Annotated in this window: 24 protein-coding genes; 18 read left to right on the top strand and 6 right to left on the bottom strand. The window is 59.0% G+C overall.

All coding sequences use genetic code 11. From position 1 onward, the window contains the following. Positions 1 to 441: 441 nt before the first annotated feature. The 3 genes from D1793_RS18095 (at position 442) to D1793_RS18085 (ending at position 6,061) form a co-directional block, all read left to right on the top strand. Positions 442 to 1,260 (top strand): hypothetical protein, encoded by an 819-nt coding sequence (locus D1793_RS18095; protein WP_119023369.1) that lies wholly within the window; start codon positions 442 to 444, stop codon positions 1,258 to 1,260. Positions 1,261 to 1,370: 110 nt separating this feature from the next. Next, on the top strand, positions 1,371 to 3,728 hold the full coding sequence (locus D1793_RS18090; RefSeq protein WP_119023368.1) for a hypothetical protein: 2,358 nt from the start codon (positions 1,371 to 1,373) through the stop codon (positions 3,726 to 3,728). Then, positions 3,719 to 6,061, top strand: coding sequence for a hypothetical protein (locus D1793_RS18085; protein ID WP_119023367.1), 2,343 nt, complete (start codon positions 3,719 to 3,721; stop codon positions 6,059 to 6,061). Before D1793_RS18090 ends, D1793_RS18085 begins: the two co-directional genes overlap by 10 nt. A 224-nt stretch (positions 6,062 to 6,285) precedes the next feature. Here the strand turns inward: D1793_RS18085 and D1793_RS19715 are convergent, their stop codons facing one another. The 3 genes from D1793_RS19715 to D1793_RS18070 form a co-directional block, all read right to left on the bottom strand. Continuing rightward, positions 6,286 to 6,468 carry a hypothetical protein gene (locus tag D1793_RS19715; RefSeq protein ID WP_205527573.1) on the bottom strand — a complete coding sequence of 61 codons (183 nt, stop codon included), beginning with the start codon at positions 6,466 to 6,468 and terminating at the stop codon, positions 6,286 to 6,288. A gap of 578 nt (positions 6,469 to 7,046) precedes the next feature. After that, the gene (locus D1793_RS18075) at positions 7,047 to 8,453 is read right to left on the bottom strand and encodes a hypothetical protein (protein ID WP_240407851.1); all 1,407 of its coding nucleotides are present in this window, start codon (positions 8,451 to 8,453) and stop codon (positions 7,047 to 7,049) included. Positions 8,454 to 8,573: 120 nt separating this feature from the next. Beyond that, on the bottom strand, positions 8,574 to 9,011 hold the full coding sequence (locus D1793_RS18070) for a tripartite tricarboxylate transporter permease (RefSeq protein WP_276111016.1): 438 nt from the start codon (positions 9,009 to 9,011) through the stop codon (positions 8,574 to 8,576). Positions 9,012 to 9,132: 121 nt separating this feature from the next. Between D1793_RS18070 and D1793_RS18065 the strand changes: the two genes are divergently transcribed. From D1793_RS18065 to phnP, 13 genes are all read left to right on the top strand, one after another. Then, positions 9,133 to 10,083, top strand: coding sequence for a phosphate/phosphite/phosphonate ABC transporter substrate-binding protein (locus tag D1793_RS18065; protein ID WP_205527572.1), 951 nt, complete (start codon positions 9,133 to 9,135; stop codon positions 10,081 to 10,083). 82 nt (positions 10,084 to 10,165) lie between these two features. Continuing rightward, on the top strand, positions 10,166 to 10,966 hold the full coding sequence (locus tag D1793_RS18060) for a phosphonate ABC transporter ATP-binding protein (protein ID WP_011785750.1): 801 nt from the start codon (positions 10,166 to 10,168) through the stop codon (positions 10,964 to 10,966). Beyond that, positions 10,959 to 11,783, top strand: a complete 825-nt coding sequence (gene phnE, locus D1793_RS18055; RefSeq protein WP_011785751.1) for a phosphonate ABC transporter, permease protein PhnE — start codon at positions 10,959 to 10,961, stop codon at positions 11,781 to 11,783. Before D1793_RS18060 ends, phnE begins: the two co-directional genes overlap by 8 nt. A gap of 12 nt (positions 11,784 to 11,795) precedes the next feature. Beyond that, complete coding sequence (locus D1793_RS18050) at positions 11,796 to 13,028, top strand: alpha-D-ribose 1-methylphosphonate 5-triphosphate diphosphatase (RefSeq protein WP_011785752.1); 1,233 nt, start codon at positions 11,796 to 11,798, stop codon at positions 13,026 to 13,028. Then, positions 13,028 to 13,522, top strand: coding sequence for a phosphonate C-P lyase system protein PhnG (gene phnG / locus D1793_RS18045; RefSeq protein ID WP_011785753.1), 495 nt, complete (start codon positions 13,028 to 13,030; stop codon positions 13,520 to 13,522). The genes D1793_RS18050 and phnG overlap by 1 nt, the downstream gene beginning before the upstream one ends. After that, positions 13,515 to 14,108, top strand: a complete 594-nt coding sequence (phnH, locus tag D1793_RS18040; RefSeq protein ID WP_011785754.1) for a phosphonate C-P lyase system protein PhnH — start codon at positions 13,515 to 13,517, stop codon at positions 14,106 to 14,108. The genes phnG and phnH overlap by 8 nt, the downstream gene beginning before the upstream one ends. Beyond that, a complete protein-coding gene (locus tag D1793_RS18035) occupies positions 14,108 to 15,232 on the top strand; it encodes a carbon-phosphorus lyase complex subunit PhnI (protein ID WP_119023365.1) in 1,125 nt (374 codons plus the stop codon). Before phnH ends, D1793_RS18035 begins: the two co-directional genes overlap by 1 nt. Next, entirely contained in the window at positions 15,229 to 16,137 is a 909-nt protein-coding gene (locus D1793_RS18030) for an alpha-D-ribose 1-methylphosphonate 5-phosphate C-P-lyase PhnJ (protein ID WP_011785756.1), read from the top strand. Before D1793_RS18035 ends, D1793_RS18030 begins: the two co-directional genes overlap by 4 nt. Then, positions 16,134 to 16,964: an ATP-binding cassette domain-containing protein gene (locus D1793_RS18025; protein ID WP_119023364.1), complete on the top strand. Its 831-nt coding sequence runs from the start codon at positions 16,134 to 16,136 to the stop codon at positions 16,962 to 16,964. The genes D1793_RS18030 and D1793_RS18025 overlap by 4 nt, the downstream gene beginning before the upstream one ends. 13 nt (positions 16,965 to 16,977) lie before the next feature. Next, on the top strand, positions 16,978 to 17,688 hold the full coding sequence (phnL, locus tag D1793_RS18020; protein WP_119023363.1) for a phosphonate C-P lyase system protein PhnL: 711 nt from the start codon (positions 16,978 to 16,980) through the stop codon (positions 17,686 to 17,688). Further along, complete coding sequence (locus D1793_RS18015) at positions 17,682 to 18,890, top strand: MFS transporter (RefSeq protein WP_119023362.1); 1,209 nt, start codon at positions 17,682 to 17,684, stop codon at positions 18,888 to 18,890. Before phnL ends, D1793_RS18015 begins: the two co-directional genes overlap by 7 nt. Continuing rightward, on the top strand, positions 18,887 to 19,456 hold the full coding sequence (gene phnN / locus D1793_RS18010) for a phosphonate metabolism protein/1,5-bisphosphokinase (PRPP-forming) PhnN (RefSeq protein WP_119023361.1): 570 nt from the start codon (positions 18,887 to 18,889) through the stop codon (positions 19,454 to 19,456). The genes D1793_RS18015 and phnN overlap by 4 nt, the downstream gene beginning before the upstream one ends. Continuing rightward, positions 19,447 to 20,202 (top strand): phosphonate metabolism protein PhnP, encoded by a 756-nt coding sequence (phnP, locus tag D1793_RS18005; protein ID WP_119023360.1) that lies wholly within the window; start codon positions 19,447 to 19,449, stop codon positions 20,200 to 20,202. Before phnN ends, phnP begins: the two co-directional genes overlap by 10 nt. A gap of 202 nt (positions 20,203 to 20,404) precedes the next feature. Here phnP and D1793_RS18000 read toward each other — a convergent pair whose 3' ends face one another. Further along, positions 20,405 to 22,579 (bottom strand): AAA family ATPase, encoded by a 2,175-nt coding sequence (locus tag D1793_RS18000; RefSeq protein ID WP_119023359.1) that lies wholly within the window; start codon positions 22,577 to 22,579, stop codon positions 20,405 to 20,407. A 64-nt stretch (positions 22,580 to 22,643) separates the two neighbouring features. Between D1793_RS18000 and D1793_RS17995 the strand changes: the two genes are divergently transcribed. Together D1793_RS17995 and D1793_RS17990 are read left to right on the top strand one after the other, a co-directional pair. Then, positions 22,644 to 23,798 (top strand): DUF927 domain-containing protein, encoded by a 1,155-nt coding sequence (locus tag D1793_RS17995; RefSeq protein ID WP_119023358.1) that lies wholly within the window; start codon positions 22,644 to 22,646, stop codon positions 23,796 to 23,798. A 20-nt stretch (positions 23,799 to 23,818) separates the two neighbouring features. Beyond that, positions 23,819 to 24,649, top strand: coding sequence for a hypothetical protein (locus D1793_RS17990; protein ID WP_162900023.1), 831 nt, complete (start codon positions 23,819 to 23,821; stop codon positions 24,647 to 24,649). 925 nt (positions 24,650 to 25,574) lie between these two features. Here the strand turns inward: D1793_RS17990 and D1793_RS17985 are convergent. Both D1793_RS17985 and D1793_RS17980 read right to left on the bottom strand, forming a co-directional pair. Then, positions 25,575 to 25,871 carry a BrnA antitoxin family protein gene (locus D1793_RS17985; protein WP_119023356.1) on the bottom strand — a complete coding sequence of 99 codons (297 nt, stop codon included), beginning with the start codon at positions 25,869 to 25,871 and terminating at the stop codon, positions 25,575 to 25,577. Continuing rightward, positions 25,831 to 26,115 carry a BrnT family toxin gene (locus D1793_RS17980; RefSeq protein ID WP_119023355.1) on the bottom strand — a complete coding sequence of 95 codons (285 nt, stop codon included), beginning with the start codon at positions 26,113 to 26,115 and terminating at the stop codon, positions 25,831 to 25,833. The genes D1793_RS17985 and D1793_RS17980 overlap by 41 nt, the downstream gene beginning before the upstream one ends. Between the last annotated feature and the right edge of the window lie 155 nt (positions 26,116 to 26,270).

The following is a 26,270-nucleotide window of genomic DNA, read 5'->3' as shown; positions in this document are numbered from 1 at the left end:
CCCATGAGCCACGACGGCATGGACCCCAGGTCCCGCTGCCATGCCATGCACTCATCCACCGTCACCTCGTGACCGTGTGTCCCTCCCCTGCGCTTGCTGCCCTGGCTCACCTGACGGCGTGAGCCAGCCAGCAGGCCCGTTGCATGGCCAGGCGCTGGCGTCCTGTCCGGGGAATGTTCCGTGAAAAAAATCTGTCACGCCGTCACAACACCCGACTCGATGACCCCTGTGTACAGGGACACCAACATCACCAGGACACCCACATGACCACTGCCCACCCTCGCACCCACCGCCTGCTAGACGCTAGGTATACGCCGGACCCTGCCAAGGCCACCCTGCCCCGCGGCGCACTGAGCGCCCGCCACGTGTCGGGAAAGCGCCTTCGCCACCTGTCCCGAGGCCGTGCCCCTTATATCGGGTAGGCACATGGTGGAGAACGACATGCAAGTCACGAAAAGCCCGATCTATCAAAGCGCCTGGTGCATGCAGGTCGACATGAGGGCCATTGAGATGACCGACTGTGCGGACATCCGCGCCCTGGCCTCAACCTATGGGGCCACGGCAGTGTCCCTCGACACAGCGCCATACTTCCTGGATGGGGGTGGCACGGAGTTGGAGCTGATCAACCCTTCTCCTGTATTGCGTGAGCTCCAGCAATACGGCCCACCCGGCGTGCGCAGCATCATCGGCTATACCATCGACCGTTCGGCACTGAAACCCGGCGAGGAAGCCTTCTGGTCATTCTATCTACGCAAAATCGTGCCCGCATGTATCGGCAGCAACGAAAAGGGCGAGCAAAAACGTCTGAGGCAGGCATGTCTCAAGGCACTGTATGCCAATGAGCCGCTTCTGGAATTTATTACCCATGTCGTGCTGCCTGGCGAAGACATGACCAAACCCAGCGCCATTGTAAAACTGTTCAATGACACCTTTTCCAGTCGAACCATTGAACGCGAGCTCACAGACTTCAGAAAGGAAGGCAGGCTGCCGATAACCAGCGAGATATCTGATAGAAAGCCGCCGGTCATGTCAAAGGACAACCCTGAGGAAAAGGCGCATATCCTCAAGGAGAAAAGCGGCACCACTCACCAGGCTGTCAACGAGGCTGCCAACGACAGTCATCCCGTGATGCGGACCAGGGTTTCATCTGACGTCGCTTTCAATGAACCTGACGATGACGACGACATCGCGACTCCCCGGCATCAACACCATATCGCCGCGCTGATGCATAAGAACCTGGGCATTCGCATGAAACCATAGCCCACATCATGCCGTGGTGAATGCGCCAGATAGCGAAGAAACGCAAAGCATCACAACGCCATGCCCTGGGGAGACCCAGGGCCTCCTTCATCGGTGGCTGGAGAGCCTGAGTGAACAAATCGCCGCAACCCCCTGAGTGGATCATCGAGCGTTATCAGCAGTGTTTCCATGCCCATGGGATGGCGCCACCACTGCTGACCCTGGCCATGAGCATCATCAGTGAGATGCTCCCCCCGCCCACGCGTCCCGATCTACAGCAGGCCGCTGAGCTATATGCCAGGGACCATGGGGTGTCGATACCGGAAGCGTTGACCGACACGTTCGCCAATCTGGCGTCACTCGCCGAGACACCCTGGACCACATCGGGGACTCAGTATCCGCTCTGGTACGCCCTCAGCCAGCCACGCTTCCTCAATCGCCAGCAAGCGGGCGCGCTCACCGCCAGACAGCTGCTCCAGGAATGGTTCACCCCCGTGGTGCGTGGCGTCGTTCCCGGCATCTATGCGACTCAGGTCCGGCACGTACGCGATATCCTGGTGCTGGTGTTGGACGATGCCGAGCTGCATGGCATCCCCCTGTACCGCTATGACGACGTCATCCGCATCATGGGTCACCCCGTGATGCAGACACAGCGGCGTGAAGCGAGTCGTCAATACCAAACCGTCGTTGAGTTGTACGAGGAACGCCGCCGGCCCGGCGTGCGTGTCGGTAACGACCTCTCCGGTTACCCGCGGTCGGGCCGCCTCGCGCAGCGCCCCAGACAACTCAACCCCTACCAGGTGTCACGCCGTGAACAGATTGCCGATGCACCGCTCGCCCCACAGTGCCGGGTCACGGAGACGCCCGGCATGGAGCGGGCCTCGGGCGGGGAGCCGCTCGGCTCGGAACTGAGCGAACGCGGCTACCGGTACGCGCGCCACACGGCATCGCATCGGGATACGGCCGATACCCCGGATCTGGACATCCCGGTGCTCGAGCGCGCCACCCCCTCGCAGCTGACCCCCGCCGACGACCGCCGCGCGGCGCGCCAGGCGGTGCAGATGGCTGCCACCCAAACATTGGCCACTCAGGAGGACGTCCATCGACTGACGCCGTGGCAAATCCAACAGGTCCTTAGCCTCCCTCTGCCTCCCGCCGAGTGGGTCCTGATTCGGCTGTTACTGGTCACGGGGATGCCCGTCAGTCGCCTGATCACGCTGCAGCGCTCGCCTCATGACAGCGAGTCCACCGCTGACGCGCCAGCCGACCCGCCGCAATGGCATCCGGCGTCGGCCACCTGGCGCTATCGGCTCCGGGATGGACCCAGCCCGGCACCGGATGGCAGCACCGCTCACCTGTGGGTGACACTGCGTCTGCCCGAGGACCTAAATGACGCCCTGCTCAGCATCGCCTCAGAGACGCCGCTGGCCGGCAGCACCTCACGCCTCAATCGCCACCTGAGGCGCGCCTTTGGTGATACCCCTGGCATCACCCCCACGGCAGAGCGACTTGCGGCAACATCGGCGCTTCTCATGCGTCCCCTGGCCCCCGACAACCACGCGGTGCTGACGCTGAAAGGCCAGTACGGCATGCTCGATGCAGCACCCGCCGCCTACCGCCAGCTGGATGGCACCTCACTGCAACAGCTGTTCGACGCCGGCATGAGCCGCTGCGGCATCCGGACGCTCTCATCACCGCCCGCGCCCGCCAGCGCCCAGCCTGTCGGCTCCTGTCGCGCCCTGACCGCCTCGGCCTGGCAGTCATGGACGACCCGCTTGCAAGAGGCCATCGCGCAGGCCCGTGAGCCACTGGACATATGGCTACCGCCAACTCCCCTGCCCATCGCGTCAGTGGTGGCATATGTCCAGCTGGTCACCGCGTATACCTATCTCGGATGGCTGTTGGCGACGGGCGCAAGACCCGCTTCGGCCAATACACACACCATCATCACCGGCACCCGCGCCTGGATCCGTGACAAGGGATCCCGCCGGGGCACGGAGAGCCGCGTCATTCCCCTTCACGCCAGCATCATGCAACAACTGCAGTCACACCGCGCGCTGGTAGAGCAGACGCTCGCGTTGATGACGCGACACGAGTACCCGATTGAGGATCAGCGGCGCCCCGACCAACAGGGGCCTACCTGGTTCTCTCTGACGCAGCACCGACGGCCGCACTGTCAGCTGCGCGCGATTCGCCATGCCGACCTCCGGCAGGTGTTGTCCCGACTGATCGACGAGGCCCCCCGGATGGATGCGCTGCTGCCTGCCGATAACGCGACACGGCATAGCACAACGACCGCCCTGTATCGCACCATCCCGGAGGCGGAACTGGATGCACTGGTCGGCCATGCCCGGATAGGTCGTGATCGGACGCACCCCCGCGCCAACGCCCCGCTGCATCAGAACAAGGCATGCCAAGACCCTATCGGTGCATGGCTGAAAGCCACCGGGTACCGAGTACTGGATGTGGAGACACCCCCATGGCAGTGACGCTATCGACCCCCTTACTGATGGGGCAGCTGGTTTCCCTCGGCGCGACGGTATGCCGGGCGCCGAGGCGTGACGAGACCGAGAGGCTGCTCGACATGATCATGCCGTACCAAGCCAACGGCTGCCTGGCCCTCAAGAGCGGCGATGTCGACGCACTGGTCTCGGCCTACCGTGACACTCGCAAGGCCGCGGGACAGTCCTACCGACTGGCAGATTGCCGGCGCCGCGTGACCGATGTCCTCGAGGCGCTGAATGGGCTGCCCCACTGTCACAATGTCCTGCCCACCACGCCCCAGCCGCTACATCGCCCGACGGCGATGCCCCAGCGGGGCGAGCAATTACAGGACATCGAGGAAGCCAAGGCGCTCCGCTCAGGTATCGTGACGTGGTGTCGTGAGAGCGAGCATCCCGATGGGTGGCTATTGACGTTGGCCCTGTCACTGGGCGCGCGGCTGGGCATGGGAGAGCGCGTCATCGTCTCAACGCTGGCCATGCTCCGTCATGACATGGTGGCACAGGACACCTGGCTGTCGATCCCGACCCAACCGATCGAGTTGCCGCAGGTCGGGCGGTATGCCCTGCGGGTACCGCACGACGTTTGGCAGGCACTGCGCGCCATCCGGCGTCGGGCACGCTCACAAGCCCCTGACACGCTGCTGCTGTTCTCGGAGCAGGAGGCCCTGAAACCCTTGGCCAAGCGTGAGGCGGCACTGCGCCAACGCCTGAACAAGGCCTTTGAGGCCTACCAAAAGGCCGCCCGACGCGACGTGGCACTGCTCACCCCGCGTCACTGCCAGACCTGGTATGCCCTGGCAAGAGCGGCCCGTTATCTCCCCGTGTTCGCCAAGGTGCCTCCCCTATGGGCCACCCTGCTGACTCGCTACCCCCTGCCCACCAGCACCACGCGAACGCTGCTGGGAACCTCTCGAAGGCAGGACGAGCCGGACACGCTCAATGCCACCCGAGTCAAGATGCCTGTCGTCGTGCAAGCACCGGAGGCCTTGACACGAGAAGCCGGTAGCTGGGAGCGACAGGAAGCGTCGTTACCCGAGGATTGGTCACGTCAGTTAAAGAACATCATCAATCAGTGCCTCAATGCGGTGCTCTCCGAGGTCGGCACGCCCTACTCCAAAGCATCCCACCGCCGGGAGGTCGAGCGTATTATCGTTCGCTACCAGCGCCACGTCACCCGGCTGACCAGCACCGACACCAGTTATGTCCACCTTCTCCTCGACTGGGCCTATGACCTGCTCTGTTGTCAGAAAAGCGTCAAGTGGAAGACGGTAAGGACATACCTGTCACGACTTAGCCACATGAGCATTCTCGACAACCCCGACATCCTGGATTTGCAGGAGTGGGATGATGACACCATAGAGGACATTCAGCTTACCTTGCTCCACGAAAATCGCCTGGAGGCCAGCACCCGCGCTGACACCCTGATGCTGCTCCGCCGATTCTTCGCCTTTTGTACCGAGCTGGGGCTACTTGAGGGGTTGCATTTACCGCAGGCGAATATAGACGTTCCGATGAGCACCCTGCGCACGGAGATCATCTCGCCGCGTGATGCCGAGTTGCTCTGGAAGCAGTTGACCTACGCCGGTGTCACCGGCTCCACTCAGCAGATGTATGCACTGATCATGGCACTTGGCTGCTATGGTGGACTTCGCATATCCGAGGTCGCAAGCCTGACCCTTCAGGATATACAGATCGAGCCCTGGGTTACGTTTTCCGACGACTTCATGAGTGAAGCGACGCCTGACATCGCGCCAATGGAGGGCACAACGGCCTGTTGGATCATCGTGAAAGGTGGAAAAACGCCTGCTGCCAGACGCCGGATTCCTCTTCACGTACTGGCATGCCGCGACGTCATTCCCATCCTGAACGACTGGATACAAGAGCGCCGTCGTCAGTGCCCCAAGGTGCCGCTCGACAATATCGCTCTGTTCGGGCCCAGAGGACAACCGGATGCCTACCGCAAGGAGGCGATTGGTCAAGCCATCCTACCCATCCTCAAGGACGGGTTAGGAAAGCGAATCGATTTCCACAGCCTGCGTCATGCAGCAGTGAGCTGGGTGTTGCTGAGGCTACATGCCGCCCAGCACCATGACTTCGCTGATCGCCTAGCCTATCGTTTTGATGAGTTATTTCAGCTCGAACGCTGTCAGGAGATCCTGGATCACTTCTGCTCAGCTGAGGGCAAAGAGACCCTCCAGCGGGGGAACCTTTACGAAGTCGTCGCCAAGTGGATCGGTCACCGACACTCGGGCACAACACTTTTGCATTATGCCCACACGCTGTCGATCATCCACTCAGATATATTGACGCGGCCCTGATACTCATGCTCTGGAAGCTGAATCGGCAACAACTCAGCGTCCGGAGCGATGATTCCATCCTTCAACGAGTCTTGATATTGCGTCGAGCATATAGAATCGGGTGAAAACCGGTAATCCTGGATTATCGCGTCCATTCAGTCCACGGCTTGATGTAGAACGTCATGAGTCGCGGACTTATCAGCGAGTGAGGGAAAGGGAGGTGGTCGGTCAGCCAATCACAGGGATCAATGCGTACCCTCTTCTCGCAGCATGTACACATCTGCCATAGTCAGGCACGTCGCCTCCGCAATCTGCAGGTCGCTCAGCACACCTAATTTGATTAGGTTGCGAGCAGTTGTACGATTAGCTTCCTGACGGCCTTCCAAGCGTTCTTTCTTGACAAGATTTTCCAAATTCTCTGCCAGCATCGCTTTATCCTCCACGAAGCTGTCGAGCTGTTCCAGATTGACCTCGGACCCGAGCCGAGATGCATCATGCTTCGTGAGGTGGTCGGAAAGCTCGGTAGGGTGTGGTATCTCGTATCGCCCAAGCACATTTCGAGTGTTGGCACAGGAACTGGAGTTTTAACGGTCGAAAAAAAACATTAATTCCTCTATTATGACTCAGGATGTTTTTTTCTCTTATGGCGCCTCACCACTTCGCAATACCCAACAAGGATCGTACACAACATAATAATGATAACAGGCGACATACCGACAAGAAATATCCAAAGTTCACTCATGACCTCAACCCTCGCGACCCATACATGAATCACTATAGTAATAATATTAAATTACACAACCTTTTTTATTGCAAGCCACACCATGGACAGTGACAGGTGCCCACGCAACAAAAGATGGGTACCTATTCATGACATCCCCAAGCATCGAATGTCAGAGCCGTCGTCGCCATCGCCACGCCCCTTCGCTCTAGCCCAATATCGTTGCAACTTATAGTGAACAAGCCTTAATCGCCACTACAAAGAACATCTCAATTTCACGTGACTTTAGCTAGCCAGACGGAATAACACGGCAGCCGCCAACAAAGAGGCCGCGACAAAAATACCGTTCCAGCGCAGACCAATCTGCAACGCCGTCTTGCCAGTGAATCTTGACATTATCATCATCGCCGCGGTAAACGGAGACGACACCATTGTTAATGACCAGCCCGTCAGCATGGCCGCGGCAAGCAGTGGCAACGACACACCTTCGAGTTCTACTTGGGCAATCATACTGGTCAAAAATGTGACACTGATGATTGGATTAACCCCAACTTGAGCAAGCATAAAGATCAGCAGCAACACCAGTATCGGCAACCAGCTTGCGAAAGACGCCAGAAATGATGCCACTCCTTCCAACTGAGCAGGATCAAGCAGTGACACACTGAGAAAACCAAGGTAGGCGCCAGAGCCTAACGCCACAACCTCATTACCTATACCACCGAGCACATTAGGCAACCTGCGGGCAAGCAAGACAGTGGCCGGCCCTACACCGGCACTTCCGAGACCACGGCACTGCCAAGCCAGCCACACCCATGCTCCCAGCGGTACTCCGATCAATACAGCCTGAGGCAACCGCACAGAAAGTAGTACGGAAAGCAAAAACACCAACATCACCAGAGCCAGCAACAGCAAGCTGAATGCCGCCAGAGGCATCAGCGACGGGCGCTCAAGAGCAGTTTTAACGGCTCTTGGACGCGGACCTGCAAGCTGGTCGCAGCCCCATCCCAGCAAAAACAATACGGTGGCAGATGCTAGCACATAGGGAAACAGTTCTCCCCAAGTTAGCGACTCCAGGTTGCCCAACACCACTGCGACACCGATACCTAACGGTGAGACCAGCGGCGCCAGGGTGAAGCCTCGCAAGGTTGCTAACAACATGCGACGACGACGCACTTCCTGCACCCACACCCTCCCCTGAGCAGCGCCGAGGGTATTGGCCTTGTCAATCATCGACATGAACAGATTCAATACGCCAAAATTCAGCACGATGCCAAACAATGTGGAACCCAACGAGAGCATCGGATAACGCCAGGTCGGCGGCTGCATCAACAGACTCTGACCACAGCGATGAATTAGCTTTGAGCGATAGGCAGGGAGGCGCAATAAGGCCAGTACGGTCATAAACGCCGCGAGGAAAACGAATCCAGCTGCCGCCTCATGCAGCACTGCCCAAGGAGCAGGGAGCCACCAAATGGCGAAAAGAGACATTAGGATGCAGGCAAGAACCAAGAGGCGCGCCATCGAACTGAATCGAGGCCATCCCAACAAAAGAAACAATACCAACAGCAACTGAGCCAAGCTTGCGATAATTAATGCGCCACTCAACATATGCGCAATTTCCAGGACAACAATACCTGCAAGCAGGTGACTAGTCCATTTGCTTGCAACCAGATTCCTTACAAAAACACTCACCGTCAATTAGCCTCCCTGGCAACAGGAGAGCCGGCCTCAAATGGTGACCGGCTCGATTCCCTTACGCTCCGGCCGAGCTCACCGACCGGAGCGATATCACGGGGCACTGTGCCCTTGATCTTATGTACTGGATTCATCCACGCTGCGTTTCGGTTCTTTCCGTGCCGTAATGAAGCGATAGATGGCCAGTGAAATGGAGCCAACCGTTAGGGCAATAAAGAACCAAGTGATCGGACCGCGCACAAAGATCGACAGGTCATTGGAGCCAATCAGCAGTGAGCGCCGCAGGTTATCTTCGAACATCGGACCCAGGATAAAGCCAATCAAGAAAGGGGCTGCTGGTATCCCGGTACGATTGAACACATAGCCGAGCAGTCCAAAGGCCAGCATCAACCACACATCGAAGGTATCATTATTGACCGCATATGCCCCATACACACAGAACATCAGCACGATCGGAAAAAGAATCGCCTTGGGAATATCAGCAATCAGCGAAAAGTAGCGAATTGCTGCGTTACCAACGAACAGCAAGATCACTGAACTCAGCATGATCCCCAGGAATAGCGCATGACCGATCAGTCAGACAGGACTGCCGCCTGACTTGCCGTACACAGGATTTGACAATAACTCTTAACAAGAATGTCATTAGCTGTTCATGCATTCTTCGCCTGAATGTCACATGACATCGTTAACTTTAGGCCTTCAAAATTCCCAGTTCTGGAGGCACAACCTGATGTTTAAAAGTTTAAAGCTACTCGCAAGCTCTGTTCTGCTATCACTCTCGTTTGTCATTCCTGCTGCTAACGCCGAAACCGTCCGTTTGGCAGTCACCGACCTAGTCGGATTGGAAGAACTACAGCGCGAATTCGGCGCCTTTCGTGACAAACTCTCTGAAGTCACCGGCTATGACATTGAATTTACCCCAGTTACCAATCGGACGGCGGCGGTAGAAGCGCTTCGCTTCAAGCAGGTCGATTTTGTTCTCACTGGCCCCGCTGAATATGTCGTCATGCAGAAACGTGCGGATGCGAAAGTAGTTGTGGGCTTCTCGCGTCCTGACTACTTCTCGGTTATTGTCACCATGGCGGACTCAGGCATTACTAATGTCAGGGATCTTGTTGGGAAACGTGTTGCCATGGGCAGTGTCGGGTCTACCTCCCGTCACCTTGGCCCCATTCAGGCCCTGGCCGATGCTGGTATTTCTCCCATGGAAGATCTGGAACTTGTGCACACCAAGGTTCCGGTGCTTTGGGAATCGCTTAAGCGCGGAGATGTCGCTGCGGTTGGCATGAACCATACAGAGTTCCGCCGCCTTCGTACCCAAGAAATGGAAAATGGCGGTCACCAGCCTGGCGCTTTCCGGGTAATTGCCCGCGGCCCGGACCTTCCCAATGATCTGCTGATGGCTGGCAGTCACGTTAGCGACGAGATGATCAGCCGCCTGCGTGACGGTTTCGTGAACCATTCTGATGAGCTGATTAATTCCATCGTGAACGGCGGCGGCACTGACGTGGACAAATACACCGGCATGCGCTTTATCAGCAACATCAAGGACAGCGACTACAACTACGTACGGTCCATGTACGCCACCATTGGCTACCCGGAATACTCTGATTTTGTTGGCGACTGATCGCCCCTAACCCGAACTCGCGGGGTCGTCAGCCGGCACCGCTGTTTTTGTTTCAGATATTTCGATTCAAAGGACACCTGTTATGAATCCCGTCGCCCAACCCTTGGTGCAATCCCAATTTATTGCACCCTCCATGGTATCCGACTCCCTCCAGGTTGAAGGTCTGTCGAAGCACTTCAAGGGTACCGACAAAGCGGTGTTTCGTGATGTGAGTTTCAGCATCAATGAAGGCCAGTCGGTTGCCCTGATCGGTGCCAACGGGGCTGGTAAAAGCACATTGCTCCGCTGTTGTGTCCGGCTGATTGAACCGGATAGCGGAAAGGTCAGCCTGTCTGGTGAGGATTTGTCCGGCAAATCGGGCCGGGCCCTGAAAAAAGCCCGTAACCGGGTCGGTTTTGTGTTCCAGAAGCACTGCCTGGTGCCACGGCTGTCCGCCCTGACCAACGTGTTGCATGGCAATCTTGCCCATTGTTCCGGGCCCCGCAACTGGGCACAGAGCCTGGCTCGCCAGGAAGACCGGCAAAGGGCCATGGACTGCCTGGAACAGGTAGGGCTGGCGGACTTTGCTTACCAGCGTTGCGACCAGCTTTCCGGTGGCCAGTCACAACGGGTGGCCATTGCGCGGGCGTTGATGCAGGAACCCAGCATTCTGTTCGCCGATGAACCCACTGCTAGCCTGGATCCGCAATCCGGCGAGCTGGTGATGGAGTTGTTTGCCCGTTTGTCGCGGTCACGCAATTTGACGGTGTTTTTCGTTTCCCACCACGTTGAGCATGCCCTGCACTATGCCGATCGCATTCTGGGACTGCGCTCATCGGAACTGCAGCTGGACAGCCCCAGCCACTCAGAGAGCACCGCCAGCCTGAGAGAATTCTATGCCTGAGCCAAGTCAGATTCATCCTGCATCACCCGTGTTAAGGGGGCGTTTTCAAAGGCCATCCTGGCTGAGCAGTGGCCTTTTTGCGCTGTTTCTCGGGTTCTTTCTTTGGTCGCTGGCCGGTGCTGGTATGTCCCTGCAGAGCCTCATACAGGGCCTGCCGAATATGGGAACCATTGTCGGGGAAATGTTCCCGCCGGCCACAGACCGGGCCCAGCCCATCTTCGAGGCAATACTGGTTACCTTTCAGATGGCCCTGGTGGGCACCGTCATTGGCGTGATTCTGAGTGTGCCCATGGCGCTGCTGGCGGCGCGGAATACCTCACCTCACCCGCTGGTGCGTTATGTCACCCGCTCAATCATCAGCTTCGTACGCACGGTGCCGGATCTGGCATGGGCTCTGTTTTTTGTGGTGTCAGTTGGCCTTGGCCCGTTTGCCGGCACACTGACCATCATCGTAGACACCATCGGCTTCTGCGGCCGGTTCTTTGCCGAGGCTTTCGAAGAAGTTGATCCCGGCCCGTCGGAGGCACTGGATTCCATCGGTTCCAGGCCTCTGGACCGTATCGCGGTGGTACAAATACCTGGCGCCCTGCCCAGCATGATCAACACCGGGCTGTTTTCTCTTGAAAAAGCCGCTCGTTCATCGGTTGTGCTCGGGCTGGTGGGTGCTGGCGGCATTGGCGCTGAACTTGCCGTTTCCATGGAAATGTTCCGCTATGATCAGGCCGCTTTCATCATTTTCTCAATCTTTATTCTGGTTTATCTGGTCGAGCATTTTTCCTCTCGCATGCGCGAACGGCTGCTGACCCAAATTCGATAGGACGTAAACAGTATGAACAATTCCACACAGACAGGCCCGGACTCTCGCAACACTCTGGTGATCAGCAATGTGCACCTGCTTTTATCTGACGGCTGGAAAAATGACACCTGCCTGCAGGTGACTGATGGCGTTATTACCGCCCTTGGGCAAGACGTTGTGCAGGGTAACAGCCAGGTTATTGATGCCGGCGGCGGCTATTTGCTGCCCGGGATTATTGACCTGCATGGTGATGCTTTCGAGCGCCATATCACGCCCAGGGCCGGCACCTTGTTTCCGCTTGAGCTGGCACTGGCCGCCAACGATGCCAGCCTGGTTGCCAATGGCATCACCACTTTCTATTACAGCATCACTGACGGGTTCGAACCCGGCCCCCGCAGCCGGGAAACCGTGCGCAAATTGTTGCTGGCGCTGGAAGAATTGATGCCCAGGTTCAGCTGCCAGGCCAAAGTGCACATCCGCCATGAAAAAGTGAATACCGAAGGCCACGACGAATTAACCGATTGGCTCCGCAATGGGCGCGTTCACATGCTGTCGCTGAACGACCATCTGCCGGAACTTGATAATGAACGCGCCGTAAAACGGTATCTTGCCGGCCTGCAGCGCCGGGTGACCATGGACGACGATGCCACCCAGGAATTTCTCAGCAGCCTGCAGGGCCGCCGGGAACTGGGCGAGGAACAGACCCGCGCGCTCGCCAGCCTGGCGCTGGCATCCGGTGTCAGCCTTTCGTCCCACGACGATCACGGCCTGGAAGACGTTGCCCGCAACGTCCAGCTGGGTACTGCGATTGCAGAGTTCCCGATGGACGCACAAACCGCCCTGGAAAGCCGCAAGTCCGGCATTTCAGTATTGATGGGCGCACCCAATCTGGTTCGGGGCGGCTCCCATGTTGGCGCGATCAGCGTGCGGGATGCCATTGCCGAGGGCCTGGTAGACATCCTGTGCAGTGATTATCACTATCCCAGCCTGTTTACCGCGCCGTTTGTAACAGCCCGGCACAACCTGCTGCCGCTGGCGGATGCCTGGAAAATGGTCAGTGAAAACCCGGCCCGGGCTGCCGGTATGGGTGACCGGAAAGGCCAAATCGCATCGGGTTATGACGCCGACCTGTTGTTGCTCAGTGAACTGGATGGTTCGCCGCTGTCGTTGCAGGCAACGTTTGTAGGGGGAACCCCGGTTTATCAGCGCGAGGGCCAGTGGCAAAAGCAGCCGCAAGCCGTCGAGGCTGGTGGGGTAGCGGTGTGATGGCAGGGCCAGAAACAGCGGGGCAGCCGATCCCGGCGCCTCGCCACCAATGGCCGCGGTGCCTGCTTGCAGTGGATGCCCGGGAAGTCAGGACGGCCGCAGAGCAGTTCGAACAGGCCTTCCGGATTGAAGACGTGCAACTGCCACAGTCCGGGCTGGGTCTGATGAAAATCCGCGACGGCGCACTGGGCGAACTGTATTTCCCGGGTGAAATACCCCTGGCCACGGCGAGGGTTCGAATGCTTGCCGCAGACCAAACCTGGTATGAAGGTGCCGCCCAGTTAATGGACGACCGCGCCAGCCTTGCCAGGGCCATTGCGGTGCTGGACGGGGTGCTGGCCAATCAACTGCCGGGGCACGAGACCCTCATACCGTTGTTGCAAAAGGGCCAGAATCGTCTCGCAGCACAGGCCAAAGAGCGTAAGGCGTTGCTGGAAACCACCCGGGTGAATTTCTCGTCGCTGGGCCATTACGAGGAGGACGACCATGCCTGAACCATCTGCTGCGGCACAGTCGCAAACGCAACCGGCGGGGCCGGATCTCCTGCGGTTCTGGCACCCAGGCACGCAACAGGCGCTGTTCCGGAATTTGTTGAAAGCCTTCAGCTACCCCGGTGAATCAGTCTGGCTGGCGGACACAGACAGTGCGGTGGCCATACTGGCGACGCTGGTAGACGCGGAAACCACGCTTGCAGACCCTCATCAGCTGTTGAGTGACCTCACCAGAACCCGCCTTAATGCACACCTGACTGACCCGGAACGGGCCGGTTATGTGATTGTCCGGGGTGACCTTGAGCCTGATTTTGCGCCACAGCTGGGCAGCCTGGAATCGCCGGAGACCGGTGCCACTGTGGTGGTGGTTGTGAATTCCCTGGTGGACGGTCCTTGCTGGCAGCTTTCAGGCCCCGGTATCAGGCAATCCCGGCGCATCAGGATTGGCGGCCTGGATGGGTCCTGGCTCAACGCACGAAACAACTGGTGCAGCGGCTTTCCCCTGGGCGTTGATCTGATTCTCACGGATCAACAGCATTGCCTGGCGCTGCCCCGCACCACACTGATTGAAGATACGGGGGCGAACTGATGGGTTATGTTGCGATTAAAGGCGGTGGAAAAGCCATTGCCGGCGCCCACACTGCCGTAGAAAGCCTGCGCACAGCCGAGGGTGAGGGTGGTTCTTCCCTGCCGTTGGCTTCCATTGAACATCAACTGCGCCTGCTCACATCCCGGGTGGTCTCCGAAGGTGGTCTTTACCACCCGCGGCTTGCAGCCCTGGCCATCAAGCAGATGCAGGGTGACACCCTTGAGGCGGCTTTTGCACTGCGGGCCTACCGCTCCACCAGGCCCCGGCTGATGGAAACCCCTACCCAGTCCACCTCCGGAATGCGGCTGATCCGGCGCATATCCAGTGCCTTCAAGGATATTCCCGGTGGGCAGATGTTGGGGCCAACCATGGACTATGCCTTGCGGCTGCTCAGGCTGGATCTTGCCGATGAGTCGCCGGAAACCTTTCGTCAAGTTTCGCGTCGGTTCATCAAGGATGCGCCCCACAGCGACCTTCCCGACAGTTTCCCGAAAGTGGTTGACGCGCTGCGGGAAGAGGGCCTGTTGCCCCCGCAACCGGAAAGGCCGGATAGCCCTTTCGATATCACCCGGGAGCCACTGGTTTTCCCGGTTCCGCGATCGGCGGCGCTGGCCACCATGGCACGGGCGGAAACCGGATCCTTGCTGGCGCTGGCCTATTCCAACGTGCGCGGGTACGGCAATGTGCACCCCACCATCGCAGAACTGCGGGTAGGTTACGTACCGGTGATGCTGCCGCATCCGATAACCAGCGAGCCCACTGAAGCCGGGGAAGTCCTGATGACAGAGTGCGAAGTGGTGGCGACCCAGGAGGGCGCTGAATCCGGTGCGCCGCCGTTGTTTTCGCTGGGCTATGGCGCCTGTTTCGGCCACAACGAAGTAAAAGCCATTGCCATGGCCATTCTCGACCGGGCGTTACAGAAGGGTATGCAGGACGGCGCTGACTGCCCCTCGGAAGACCCTGAATTTGTGCTGTTGCATGTAGATGGGGTGGATTCGATGGGCTTTGCCAACCACTACAAAATGCCTCATTACGTGACATTCCAGTCGGAAGTGGACCGCCTGCGAACCACCCAGGAAAAAGATCCGGCGCACACAAAAGCAGCACAGGGAGCGGAATCATGAACCCGGGTTACGAGCTGCCTGTTGATAATGTGAACTACAACTTTGCCTTCCTGGATGAATTCGCCAAGCGTGAAATCCGCCGAAACATTCTGAAAGCCATTTCGATTCCCGGCTACCAGACACCCTATGCCTCGCGGGAAATGCCCATGGGGCGGGGGTTTGGCACCGGTGGCCTGCAACTGACCCTGTCATTGCTCGGCGCCGGTGACACCCTGAAAGTGATTGACCAGGGCGCCGATGATTCCGTGAACGCCGTTAACCTGAGGCAGTTTGTAGAACTGACCTGCCCGGGTGCCAACACCACCGAACGGGCGGCCGAGGCAAATATCATCCAGTCCCGTCACCGGATACCGGAAGATAAGCTGACCGCCGACCAGATACTGGTGCTGCAGGTGCCAACACCGGACCCACTGACCATTGTGGAGCCGTCCGAGGCGCGCCGGAAAATCATGCACGGCGAGGGTGACTATGCGCCACTTCTGACCAGGCTGTACGAAGACATTGTCCAGTTTGACGAAATTGCCATATCCAACCGCTACCCAACCCGCCTGAATGGCCACTATGTGATTGATTCCAGCCCTATTCCCCGTTTCGATGTGCCGAAAATGCACCAGTCTGCCGCGCTTATCCTTCTAGGTGCCGGGCGGGAACGCAAAATTTATGCGGTACCACCGTTTACCGATGCGGTTCCGCTGGCCTTTGAAGACGTTGCCTTCCGCACCGAGGCCTTCCTGGACTCGAAGGGCGAGCGGCGCCAGTGTGATCGTTGCACCAGCGTGACCTCCTATCTGGATGAAATTATCCACCCTGACGGGTCGCGCCACTGGCAGTGCTCCGATACCGGCTACTGTAATGATCGGTGTGCCCAGCTGCAGAATGCAGAGTGCGAAGAGGCCAGACCATGAAAAAAATACTGGAAGTACGGGGGCTGAGCAGAACTCATGGCCCGGGTTGCCCGCTATGTTTCGAAAACACCGGTGCCGAGGCGGAAACCAATGTATGTGCCAGCTGTGGATCGGTGGTGGCCGCCCAGGATGTTAGCCTCGACCTTCATCAGGGTGAAATCCTGGGTATTGTGGGCGAATCCGGCAGCGGCAAGTCCACGGTGGTCAAAACCCTGTTTTTCGACGCCGAACCCAGTGCCGGTGAAGCCCGTTTTTTTGATGGCGACCAGCAGCTGGATCTGTTTTCCCTGAACGCTGCCCGTCAGCGCTGGCTGCGCAACCACCGGTTCGGCATGGTGTACCAGAACCCCAACCTTGGCCTTAATTTCAACGTGTCCGCCGGCGGTAATATTGCTGAACGCTTGCTGATGAGTGACGTGGCGAACTACGCCAGCATCCGCCAGCGCGCCCGGGATCTGCTGACGCGCACCGAGGTGCTGGGCGAGCGGATGGATGAATCCCCCCGCCGGTTTTCCGGCGGTATGCAACAGCGTGTTCAGATCGCCAAAGCCCTGGCAACCCGCCCGCCGTTGCTGTTGCTGGATGAAGTGACGACCGGGCTGGACCTGTCCGTGCAGGCCCGCATTCTGGACCTGATTCTGGAAATCCAGCATGAGCTGAATACCGCGATGATTGTGGTCACCCACGACCTGGGTGTTATACGGCTGCTGGCAGGACGAACCCTGGTGATGAAGTACGGACAGGTGATCGAAAGCGGCCTGACCGATCAGGTACTGGAAGACCCCCAGCACGCCTACACCCAACGGTTAGTGGCGTCTGCCCTTTAAGGAACGTCTTTTTATGAAGCCTCTTCTTGATATTGATGGCCTCAGCAAACATTTCCAGCTGCACGAACAGCAGAAGCTGATTCCATCCTGCAGCGCCGTCAAAGTGACGGTTTATCCGGGCCAGCTGACGGCACTGACAGGGCCGACCGGTTCAGGCAAGTCCTCCGTCCTCAAATGCATTTTCCGCACTTACCTGCCAAGCTCCGGGCGCATTCTGTATCGGGATCAGGAGGACAAAGTCACCGACCTGGCGCAGGCGTCCGAATACCGGATATTGCAGTTACGGCGCCGGGACATAGGCTTCGTGACCCAGTTTCTGCATTGCCTGCCCCGCAAAAGCGCGCTCGACATCACCATAGAGCCATTGCTGGCAAGGGGCGTCAGCCACCAGGAGGCCCAGAGGCGCGGGCGTGACCTGCTGGCACAGCTGCAGGTGCCAGAGCGCTTGTGGGGACTGCCGCCAGCGACCTTTTCCGGCGGGGAAAAGCAGCGAATCAATCTGGCGCGGGGGTTGGTTGCCCGGCCAAGATTGCTGCTACTGGATGAACCAACGTCCAGTCTGGATCCCGGCACGACACAGAGCGTGGCTGAGCTGATTGAGACAATCAAGCAGGAAGGCGTTGGCATACTGGCGATATTCCATCACCCGGAGCTGGTTCAGCGCCTGGCAGACCAGACTATCAGGCTACAGGCACCTGCGCCGGTGATGCCGGAACCATGCTGACCGGGCTTCAGCGGGCGGCGTTTCCGCTGGCCATTGCGCAAACACTGACCTGGGCTTCGCTTTATTACAGCTTCCCGGCGCTGCTGCCGACCTGGCAGGCGGCGCTGGGCTGGTCAAAATCGGAATTGTCCGGGGCGTTTACGCTGGCGCTGGTGGTTTCCGCCATAGCGGCACCCCTGGCCGGTTCCCTGATTGATCGCGGCTATGGCCGCGCCGTTCTGGCAGGGGGCATGGTGCTGGGTGCCTTGCTGCTGGTGGCCTTACCGGCAGTCAGCGAGGTCTGGCACTTCTACCTGATCTGGGCGGGAATCGGCCTGGCTATGTCGGCGAGCCTTTATGAGGCCTGTTTCACGGTGATCACACGGGTCATTGGCAGCCAGGCACGGCAGGTGATTACCGTGGTGACGCTGCTTGGCGGCTTTGCCGGTACCCTGGCGTTTCCTGCCGCGCACCTGATGGCAGAAGCCTTTGGCTGGCAGGCCGCGGTCAGAATATTCGCGGCAGTGGTGCTGTTTGTCAGTGTACCTTTTGCCATTTTCGGCCTGGGTTGCCTTCGCCCCTTTACCGAAACGCTGGAGCCCGTAAAGCCGGGAACCTCAGGGAAAATCATGGCACAACCCACCTTCTGGATGCTTGGCACGGCCTTCTGTGCCATCGGGCTGGCCCATGGTGCCATTCTGACCCACCTGTTATTCATTCTTCAGGAGAGCGGTTTGTCGGTATGGCTTGCAGTGGTTGTGGTGTCGATGATTGGCCCCATGCAGGTGGTGGGCCGGGTGTTCATGATGCTAACCGCGGGACGGGTCAGTACCTTCGGCGTTGCGATTGCCTGCTACACGCTGATGATCATCGCGACGGCCGCCCTGCTGGCAACCCGGCTCAATATCTGGATGGCTTTCGTGTTCGTAGCTTTCCACGGCGCCGGATACGGTGTGGCCAGCATTGTACGGCCGGTGATGACGGCGGAATTACTGGGGCGGCAGAGCTTTGGTGCAGTTTTCGGGATGCTGGCCATTCCTTTCATGATGGGGTTTGCGCTGGGGCCCATCGCAGCGGCGCTGGTTTCCGAACTTGCCGGATACAACACGGTTATTGTTGGCGCCGGCGTTATTCTGGCCGTTGGGTTGATGGCCATTATTGCGGCCCGGCGCATGGCACCCACCAATACCGATTTTCATGGGGTAAGGAGGGCTGAGGTATGAAAGGGCGACTGATATACGTCATTGGTGCCTCCGGCAGTGGCAAGGACACCCTGATCAAAGCGGCGGCCAAGGCCCTGGCCGAGCATCCGGATATCCGTTTTGCCCGGCGCTGCATTACCCGCCCGGCTGACCCGGATGGGGAAAACCACCTGCCGATGAGCCGGGATGCGTTCAATACCCGGGCGCAGCAGGGTCTTTTTGCCATGCAATGGTCGGGTAACGGGCACGACTATGGTATTGGTGTGGAGATCAATACCTGGCTGAGAAACGGCAACACCGTTGTGGTGAACGGCTCAAGGCAGTGGCTTGGCCAAGCCTTTGTTCGTTATCCGGGGCTGGTTCCGGTGTTGATCGAGGTGTCGCCTTCGGTACTGCGCCAACGATTGCAAAAGCGCGGCAGGGAATCGGCCGCAGAAATCGAGGCCCGCCTGCGGCGGCATCAGCAGATCCAGCCGCCAACTGAACACTGCATAGTGATCAATAATGATGGCGCTTTGAGTGAAGCATCACGGGCGTTTATCGAAACAATCCGCCAACCGGTCAGAGACACCGCCTTATGCAGATAACCTTCACAGGCACCGCCGGTGCCGGCGGCGTGCCACGTTACGGCTGTGAATGTGCGGCCTGTGTTCGCGCCCGGCAGCAACCGGAATACCGGCGCCGACCCTGCTCGGCACTGGTTGAAACGGATCAGGTGCGGTTGTTACTCGACGCCGGCCTGATGGACATTCACGACCGGTTCCCTGCGGGCAGCATGAATGCCATTGTTCTTACCCATTTTCATGCAGATCACGTTCAGGGGCTTTTTCATCTGAGATGGGGCAAAGGGGCACGCCTTCCGGTGTTCTGCCCGCCTGATCCCGACGGCTGTGCCGATCTGTATAAAAACTCCGGCATATTGGATTTTCAGCACCTTGAAGCCTTCAGGCCATTCGAAATCGGTGATCTGAAAATCACGCCTTTGCCGCTGAATCACTCGAAAATCACCTACGGCTACGCCATCGAAACTGCTTCCGGGCACCGGTTTGCCTACCTGACCGATACGGTCGGTCTGCCAGAAAACAGTATGCACTTCCTCAAGTCTTGGGGACCTTTTAGCATGGCGTTAGATTGCAGCTATCCCCCAAAGGTTCACTCTCCCGCCAATCATAATGACTATAACCTTGCCTTAGATATCATAGACAATGTCAGGCCCCAGAAAAGTTGGTTAACTCACCTAAGTCACGAACTGGATCTTTGGCGAATTAAAAATAATTGCAAACTGGAAAGTAATCTCGCTTGGGCAGCTGACGGTCTGATAGTGCAAGTTTGAAGGACGTCTGCGGCAAGCCCCCGATACTGAGAAAGAGTTCCGACCGGTACAAACTGAGCTCAAACTTTGATCGCCGCGAATGTTCGCTTTTGTTTATGAGCTGATTTCGAGGTATTTGACGACCAGCGATGATCGTTTAAGATGAAGTTGCGGTACAGGGAGAGGTCCCGATGGCCGCGACCGGCGATGAGGGGGCGTGCCGTTAAGGACTAACCCCCGAATCCCTCTCATCCAGCAACTCCCTTAAGAAGCTCGCCCGCCTTGTCGCATTGCTTGCCGACTTTACGATGGACGCAAAGTCACTAGCTCGCCCGACAATGTGAATCTCTGCCTCGGCACGGGTAATCGCCGTGTAAAGCCACGCACGGTCTGAGATGCGACCCTTCTGGACTGCCACGATGATTCTCGGGAACTGGCTTCCCTGAGCCTTATGGAGCGTGATTCCGTAACCAAGCTCCATGCAATCGAAGACTTCATCCGTAATTGAAATGGCCTCTCCGGTATCCAGGGTCACGATACCAAATGTTTCCTGGCCATCCTGAGTGTCGCGCTCTGTTGAGGATAAGATGCCAAGTGACCCATTCTGAATGCCGATGTTGTAGTTGTTTCTGGTGAAGAGGATCGGGTCGCCCACTCTCATATCGAGGAAGAAGTCATCGCCATGCAGCCTAAACTGCAAGCGCTCCCCATCGGGATTGATCAGCTTTTGGCACTCACGGTTCACCTCGCCAACGAGAACCTTGGTGGCTCCGATGATCTGGGTGTTATAGGGCGACTCCGCGTACAAGGATTTGCACTTATCGACCACCTGCTGCGGAGGCGTCTCGTGGAACGTGATTGCGCCAACCGATAACGAAGGAGGAATCTCACCCCGATTGATGGTGGCCGAGTATTCCGGGATGCCCGTCGAGCCTTCTTGGCGTTTGACGATGTTCAACTCAACCGTAGCGATTGCACCGGATTCGACAATGTCTGAGAGGACTTTGCCACATCCGATGGCTGGCAGCTGGTTCGGGTCGCCTGTCAGGATGATACGTACTGAAGGATCGAGGTGAGTAACGATCCGATACATGGTCGGGAGGTCGATCATACTGGCTTCGTCGATGACCAGGAGATGCTTCGGCTCATCTAATGACGGCGAGATCGGCTCTTCCCGTAACAGGCGAGCAATCGTCATGGTGACGAATCCGATGCTCTCGTGCAGCCGCATGGCTGCTCGCCCTGACAGAGCGACGGCATGAACCTTATAGCCCAGCGCAGCATAGGCTTTGAGCACGGTTCGAAGCACCGTGGTCTTGCCCGTACCGGCACCACCCGTGATGCAGGACGCCGCATTGGTAAGACTCGACTCGACCGCTTGCACCTGCTGCTCGGTCAGGTCGTAGGGCAACTCCTGAACGGCCTCGGTGAGCGCCTTGAAAACGGATTCATCTTCATCCTTGTTGGCGGCCAGGGCCTTGAGCCGCTTGGCAACGACCGACTCCATCATGATTTGGGCGGTGGGATGGTAGGTGCCGGTCTCTGGCCTGAGAATGAACTGGCCGTTGCGATAACCGCTGGCGAATGCCTCTGCAACCAGAGTTTTATCGCCTAGCAGTTTGATCATCTCGGGCCTGAGCGCCTGATGAGTGGCGTAGGTGTGCCCCTTTTCTACCTCTTTTCGTATCGCGCTTTCTAAAGCAGCTGCGAGCCGCATCGGTGCCGATTTCTCCATACCCATCTGTTCAGCAATGGTATCGATATCGGCAAAAGACATCCCGAATCCGAGCAATGCGTAAGGATTGCTCTTGAGTATCTCAACGGTACGATTATCGTGGTATTTCAGGATGCGTTGCTGAATGCGCAGCGGCACTCCCAGAGAGGCCAACCAGTTGGCATGCGCGAGGTTTTTGTACTTGGCGTACCCGTTGTATAGCGCGGTTACCGAAACCTCGCTGAGAACCTCCCTGAGGCGGCCTCTGTGCTCTGAGGTCTCGAACTGGAGCATGGGGTGCAGTTCACTGCCAAAAGCGTCCCAGAGGGCTCGTGCTTTAGCCTCACCGATACCGGTGAACTCCTTTTCATTGGCAATGAAGCGGATCAGCGCCTCGCCCGTTTCCGGCAGCATGCACTCCATCTCAGCTGGGGCATCATACAAATGCTGCTGAAGCTTATAATCGCCTGCTTGAACGGTCTCCAGCGTCCTTACGCCACGCACCCGCCATTGCTGACCAACAGACGGCTTGATAGGCAGGGACTGGTTTTCGCATCGGATGCTAACGATGTATTTGCCCGAGTTGATTTTGTAACTGTCGGCTTTAAGGGGAATGCCCGTGAAGATCGCGTATTTATAGCCGTTGTGTTGGCAGCTGGTGACACGGAAATACTCTTCATGCATCGGGCGCGACTCCGAAGAGTTAAGCTCAAGTCTTGTGTATGGAGGGAAGTCGAGAGGGTGACGTATCCTGCTGATTCCGCTGCTGCGTCCGCTGAACATCCAGGGCGGCGGCATCCACCTGGTGGGCGACTCCAGCTCCGGCAAGTCGCTGGCTCAGCTGCTGGCCGCCAGCGTGTGGAGCGCTCCCGAGCGCTTCGCGGGCTCGTGGGACGTGACCCCGGGCGGCCTGGAGATCGACGCGGCCAGCCGTAACGACACCGTGCTGATCCTGGACGAGATCAAGCGGGCCAACGCCAAGCGGGTCCAGGAGATGGCCTACAGCCTGGCCAACGGGGTGGGGCGCTCCACCATGACCCGGGAGCGCGAGAGCCGCGCCCGCCTGACCTGGCGTGTGCTGACCCTCTCCAGCGGCGAGCGCTCCCTGGCAGAGCATGCCGCCATTGCCGGCGACACCGCCCACGCGGGCGCGGAGCTTCGCATGGTGGACGTAGACGCGGGGCGCCGCGCCTTCAAGGCGTTCGACGATACCCACGGCATGGACGGCGCCACCTTCCACAAGCGGCTGGGCGACAGGCTCCACGAGCACCATGGCCACCTTGGGCGGGCATTCGTCCAGCGACTGGTCCAGGAGGGCGACCACGAGGGTCTGAAGGCGCGGCGCGACGCCATCCGGGCCGAGTTCCCGGACCACCACCCCCAGGCGGGGCGCGTGGCGGACCGCTTCACCGCGATTGCCCTGGCCGTCGAGGTGGCCATCGGCTGGGGGCTGCTGCCCTGGCAGGCCGGTACCGGGCTGGCCTCCTGCCGGCGGCTCTATGGCGAGTGGCTGGCCTCATTTGGCCGCATGGGCGCCGAGGATCGCCAGATCCTGACTGGCCTCCAGGACTTCCTCCAGGTCCACGGCGACAGCCGCATGAGCGACATTCGCTCCGCCGGGATCGCGGACGTTCGCAACCGGGCCGGCTACTACGAGTTTGTCCCGGGTGATAGCGGCGAGACGAACCGGCTGGCCCTCCTCCACAGCAAGGCCCTCGCTGAGGCGGCGCCCGGCTTCAGCCTGAAACGCATCGTCCAGGCCCTTGTCGAGTTCGACATCCTTCGCGTGGCCGGCGACGGCCGCAACATGACCAAGCGTTACCGGCTTCCCGCTGGCGGAACGGGGCGCTTCTACGTGATCGACACCGAAAGACTGCAAACCGCCATCGAGCAGGCAGCATGACCACTACCAGGAGCACGACCATGACCACGAAGTACGCACCGAAACCGATGTTCAGCACCGATGCCGCCCTGGAGCGACTGGAGCCAGCCCGGACCGAGTACCTGGAGAAGCGCCAAGCTCTGGAGAAGGAGCACGGCGAGCTGAAGGCGCTTCGATCCACGCTGGCCAGCCACCGGCAGCAAGCCCAGGCCGCCCAGCGGCAGGCCGAGGAGGCGATTCGCGCGGCCAAGGGCCACGAGACCGAGGAGACCATCAGCCTCCAGGAGATGGCGATTCGCAAGGAGCGCCAGATTCGGGTAGTCGAAAGCATGGTGGCCGCCCAGGAGCCAGCCGTGGAGCTGCTGAGGATCGACACCTATGGTGCCCGCGTGACCTATGAAGAACGGCTCAAGAAGGCCCGGGAGGCGGCAGGGTTCGACCAGCTCCATGAGCGGGCGGCGGCGCTCTTCCAGGGCGAGGAGGCCGCCCCCTTCCTGCGACAGCTGCCCGCCCTCCTCGAGGAGATCAAGGAGAACGTCTTCAGCGACACGGTATACATGGCCACCCACGGGGTGGACGTGAGTACGATCACCTCCCCCCGGGTGGCGTCGGCAGTCGCGCCCTGGCTTGGCGACGCCCAGCGCCGGGAAGTCATGGACAAGGTGCGCAAAGAGCAGATGGCCGCCATCGGCGAGATCGTTGCCCAGCACATTCCTGACGTGGAAGGCGATGCGCTCGAAGGCGCGAACGAGATCCTGAAGCCAATCGAGCCGCTTTCCTGCGAGGCCGATCGCAGAGAGCTGGGCAGCGGCCTGGCTGTCGCGCGGCGTCGGCGGGAGCTAGTCGCCCAGATGGAGGAGCAGGCCGCCTGACACCCTCCATATCGCCCAGAGAAGCCGCGCAACAAGCGCGGCTTTTTCGTGGGCGATTGGTCGCGGCGACAGCGCATCGAGGCGAGAGGCGCCCCGCTGGACGGCCTGACCCCCACCCTACCCCCTGGCGACCCACGGCGCGCAATCGTCACCCCGCCCCGCCCGCGCTCTAAACCTGTCATTTTTTCGGCACCCTTGCACCGCCCGCCAACCCGCGCCGTTGCTGGGCTGCGTGGCAGTCACAGCGGTGCAAGAAATTTTGCAGATTCATGCACTTTTGCGCACCCCGGGAGCGGCCCCGGGAGCACCCAAATGCCGATTCGGCACAGCCAGGGGGCAAACCACCCCTTGGCGGGCCTATTTCGTGCCCGTGGAAGCCCGTGTGTGCCTTTAGGTGGAGGCGGCAGCCTAGCCGAATCGGCCAGGGAAGGGCGGGCAGGGAAGGCTGTTCCGACTTTTGTTCCGACTTGTTCCGACAAGAATTCGCCAATGTCGGAACAGATAAACCCGCATGCTAGAGCCTCTCGCGGTGCCTTGTTCCGACATTCCGACTGTTCCGACAAAAAATCAGAGGTTCGTGTAAGTCTCCCGGAGTTCTGGAGCGGAGCCGCTGGTCTTCTCGCGCGACCGCTCTAGTTTGTGTCGGAACAGTCGGAACAAAGGGGGTTATATATACAGTAGTAGCCTATAAACACATACATATCATATAGATACGAGCCTAAATCTGTTCCGACAGGGGGCCTTTTTTTGTCGGAACAATGTCGGAACAGGTCGGAACAAAGTCGGAACACGGGAGGGGATGGGGTATCGAGACGCCTTTCCCTGGCTGGAGGGGGTTCGCTGCCGGGCTCGCCTCAGCCGGGCAAAGAAAAACCCCGCCTGAAGGTCAGGCGGGGCTACAGCGGTAACGGGTGCATAGATGACCTCATCGGCCGTTGAGCTCTCGGATGTTGTGCTCTGCGAGGAACTGGCGAAGCGCCTTGTTCATTCGGGTCTGCCAGCCGGGGCCAGTCGCCCGAAACGCCTCTACGATGTCCTGGTCATACCGGATCTTGACCGGCACCTTCTTGGCCGACTCCGGCAGCGGCGGCCGACCACGGCCACGTTTGACCAGCTTGTCGCCCTCGTAGATGTACGCATCCTTCACCCACTTGGCATCGATTTCCGGTGCATCGTCCGGGTCAATCCAAGTCTCTGCTGATTTCCCGTCTTTCGCGATCATTGGCATACCTCATCGATATAATCCGGCGCTTTTCATCGCGCCAGGTCCACACCAGCATCACGTACCGATCGTCGAGCTTGCCGGCCGTGATGATTCGCTCTTCGCCGTAGTCTTGCCTGTCATCGACCTTGGACAACGTGCGGCCAGCGAATACCCGTGGTGCGTCTTCAAAGTCCAACCCCCTGTTTTTCAGGGTGATGTCGCGCTTCTCTACGTCATATTCAATCTCACAGTTTGGGGCCATAGGGTTCTCCTTGTTATGGGTAATAATTGTACCCCCAAAAAATAACCGTGTCAACGAGGTACACCCCAGGCGGCACGCCTGCACCCTGCGTCTCAGGGGGCAAATGTGGCCCGGAATCGCCCTTGAATCGGTACACTGTCGGGACGCAACCCTAA

This window comes from Halomonas sp. JS92-SW72, from assembly GCF_003547075.1.
GTDB lineage: Bacteria > Pseudomonadota > Gammaproteobacteria > Pseudomonadales > Halomonadaceae > Halomonas > Halomonas alkalicola.
The sequence above is the reverse complement of the archived record's forward strand: the minus strand, read 5'-3'. Positions and strand labels throughout refer to the sequence as shown.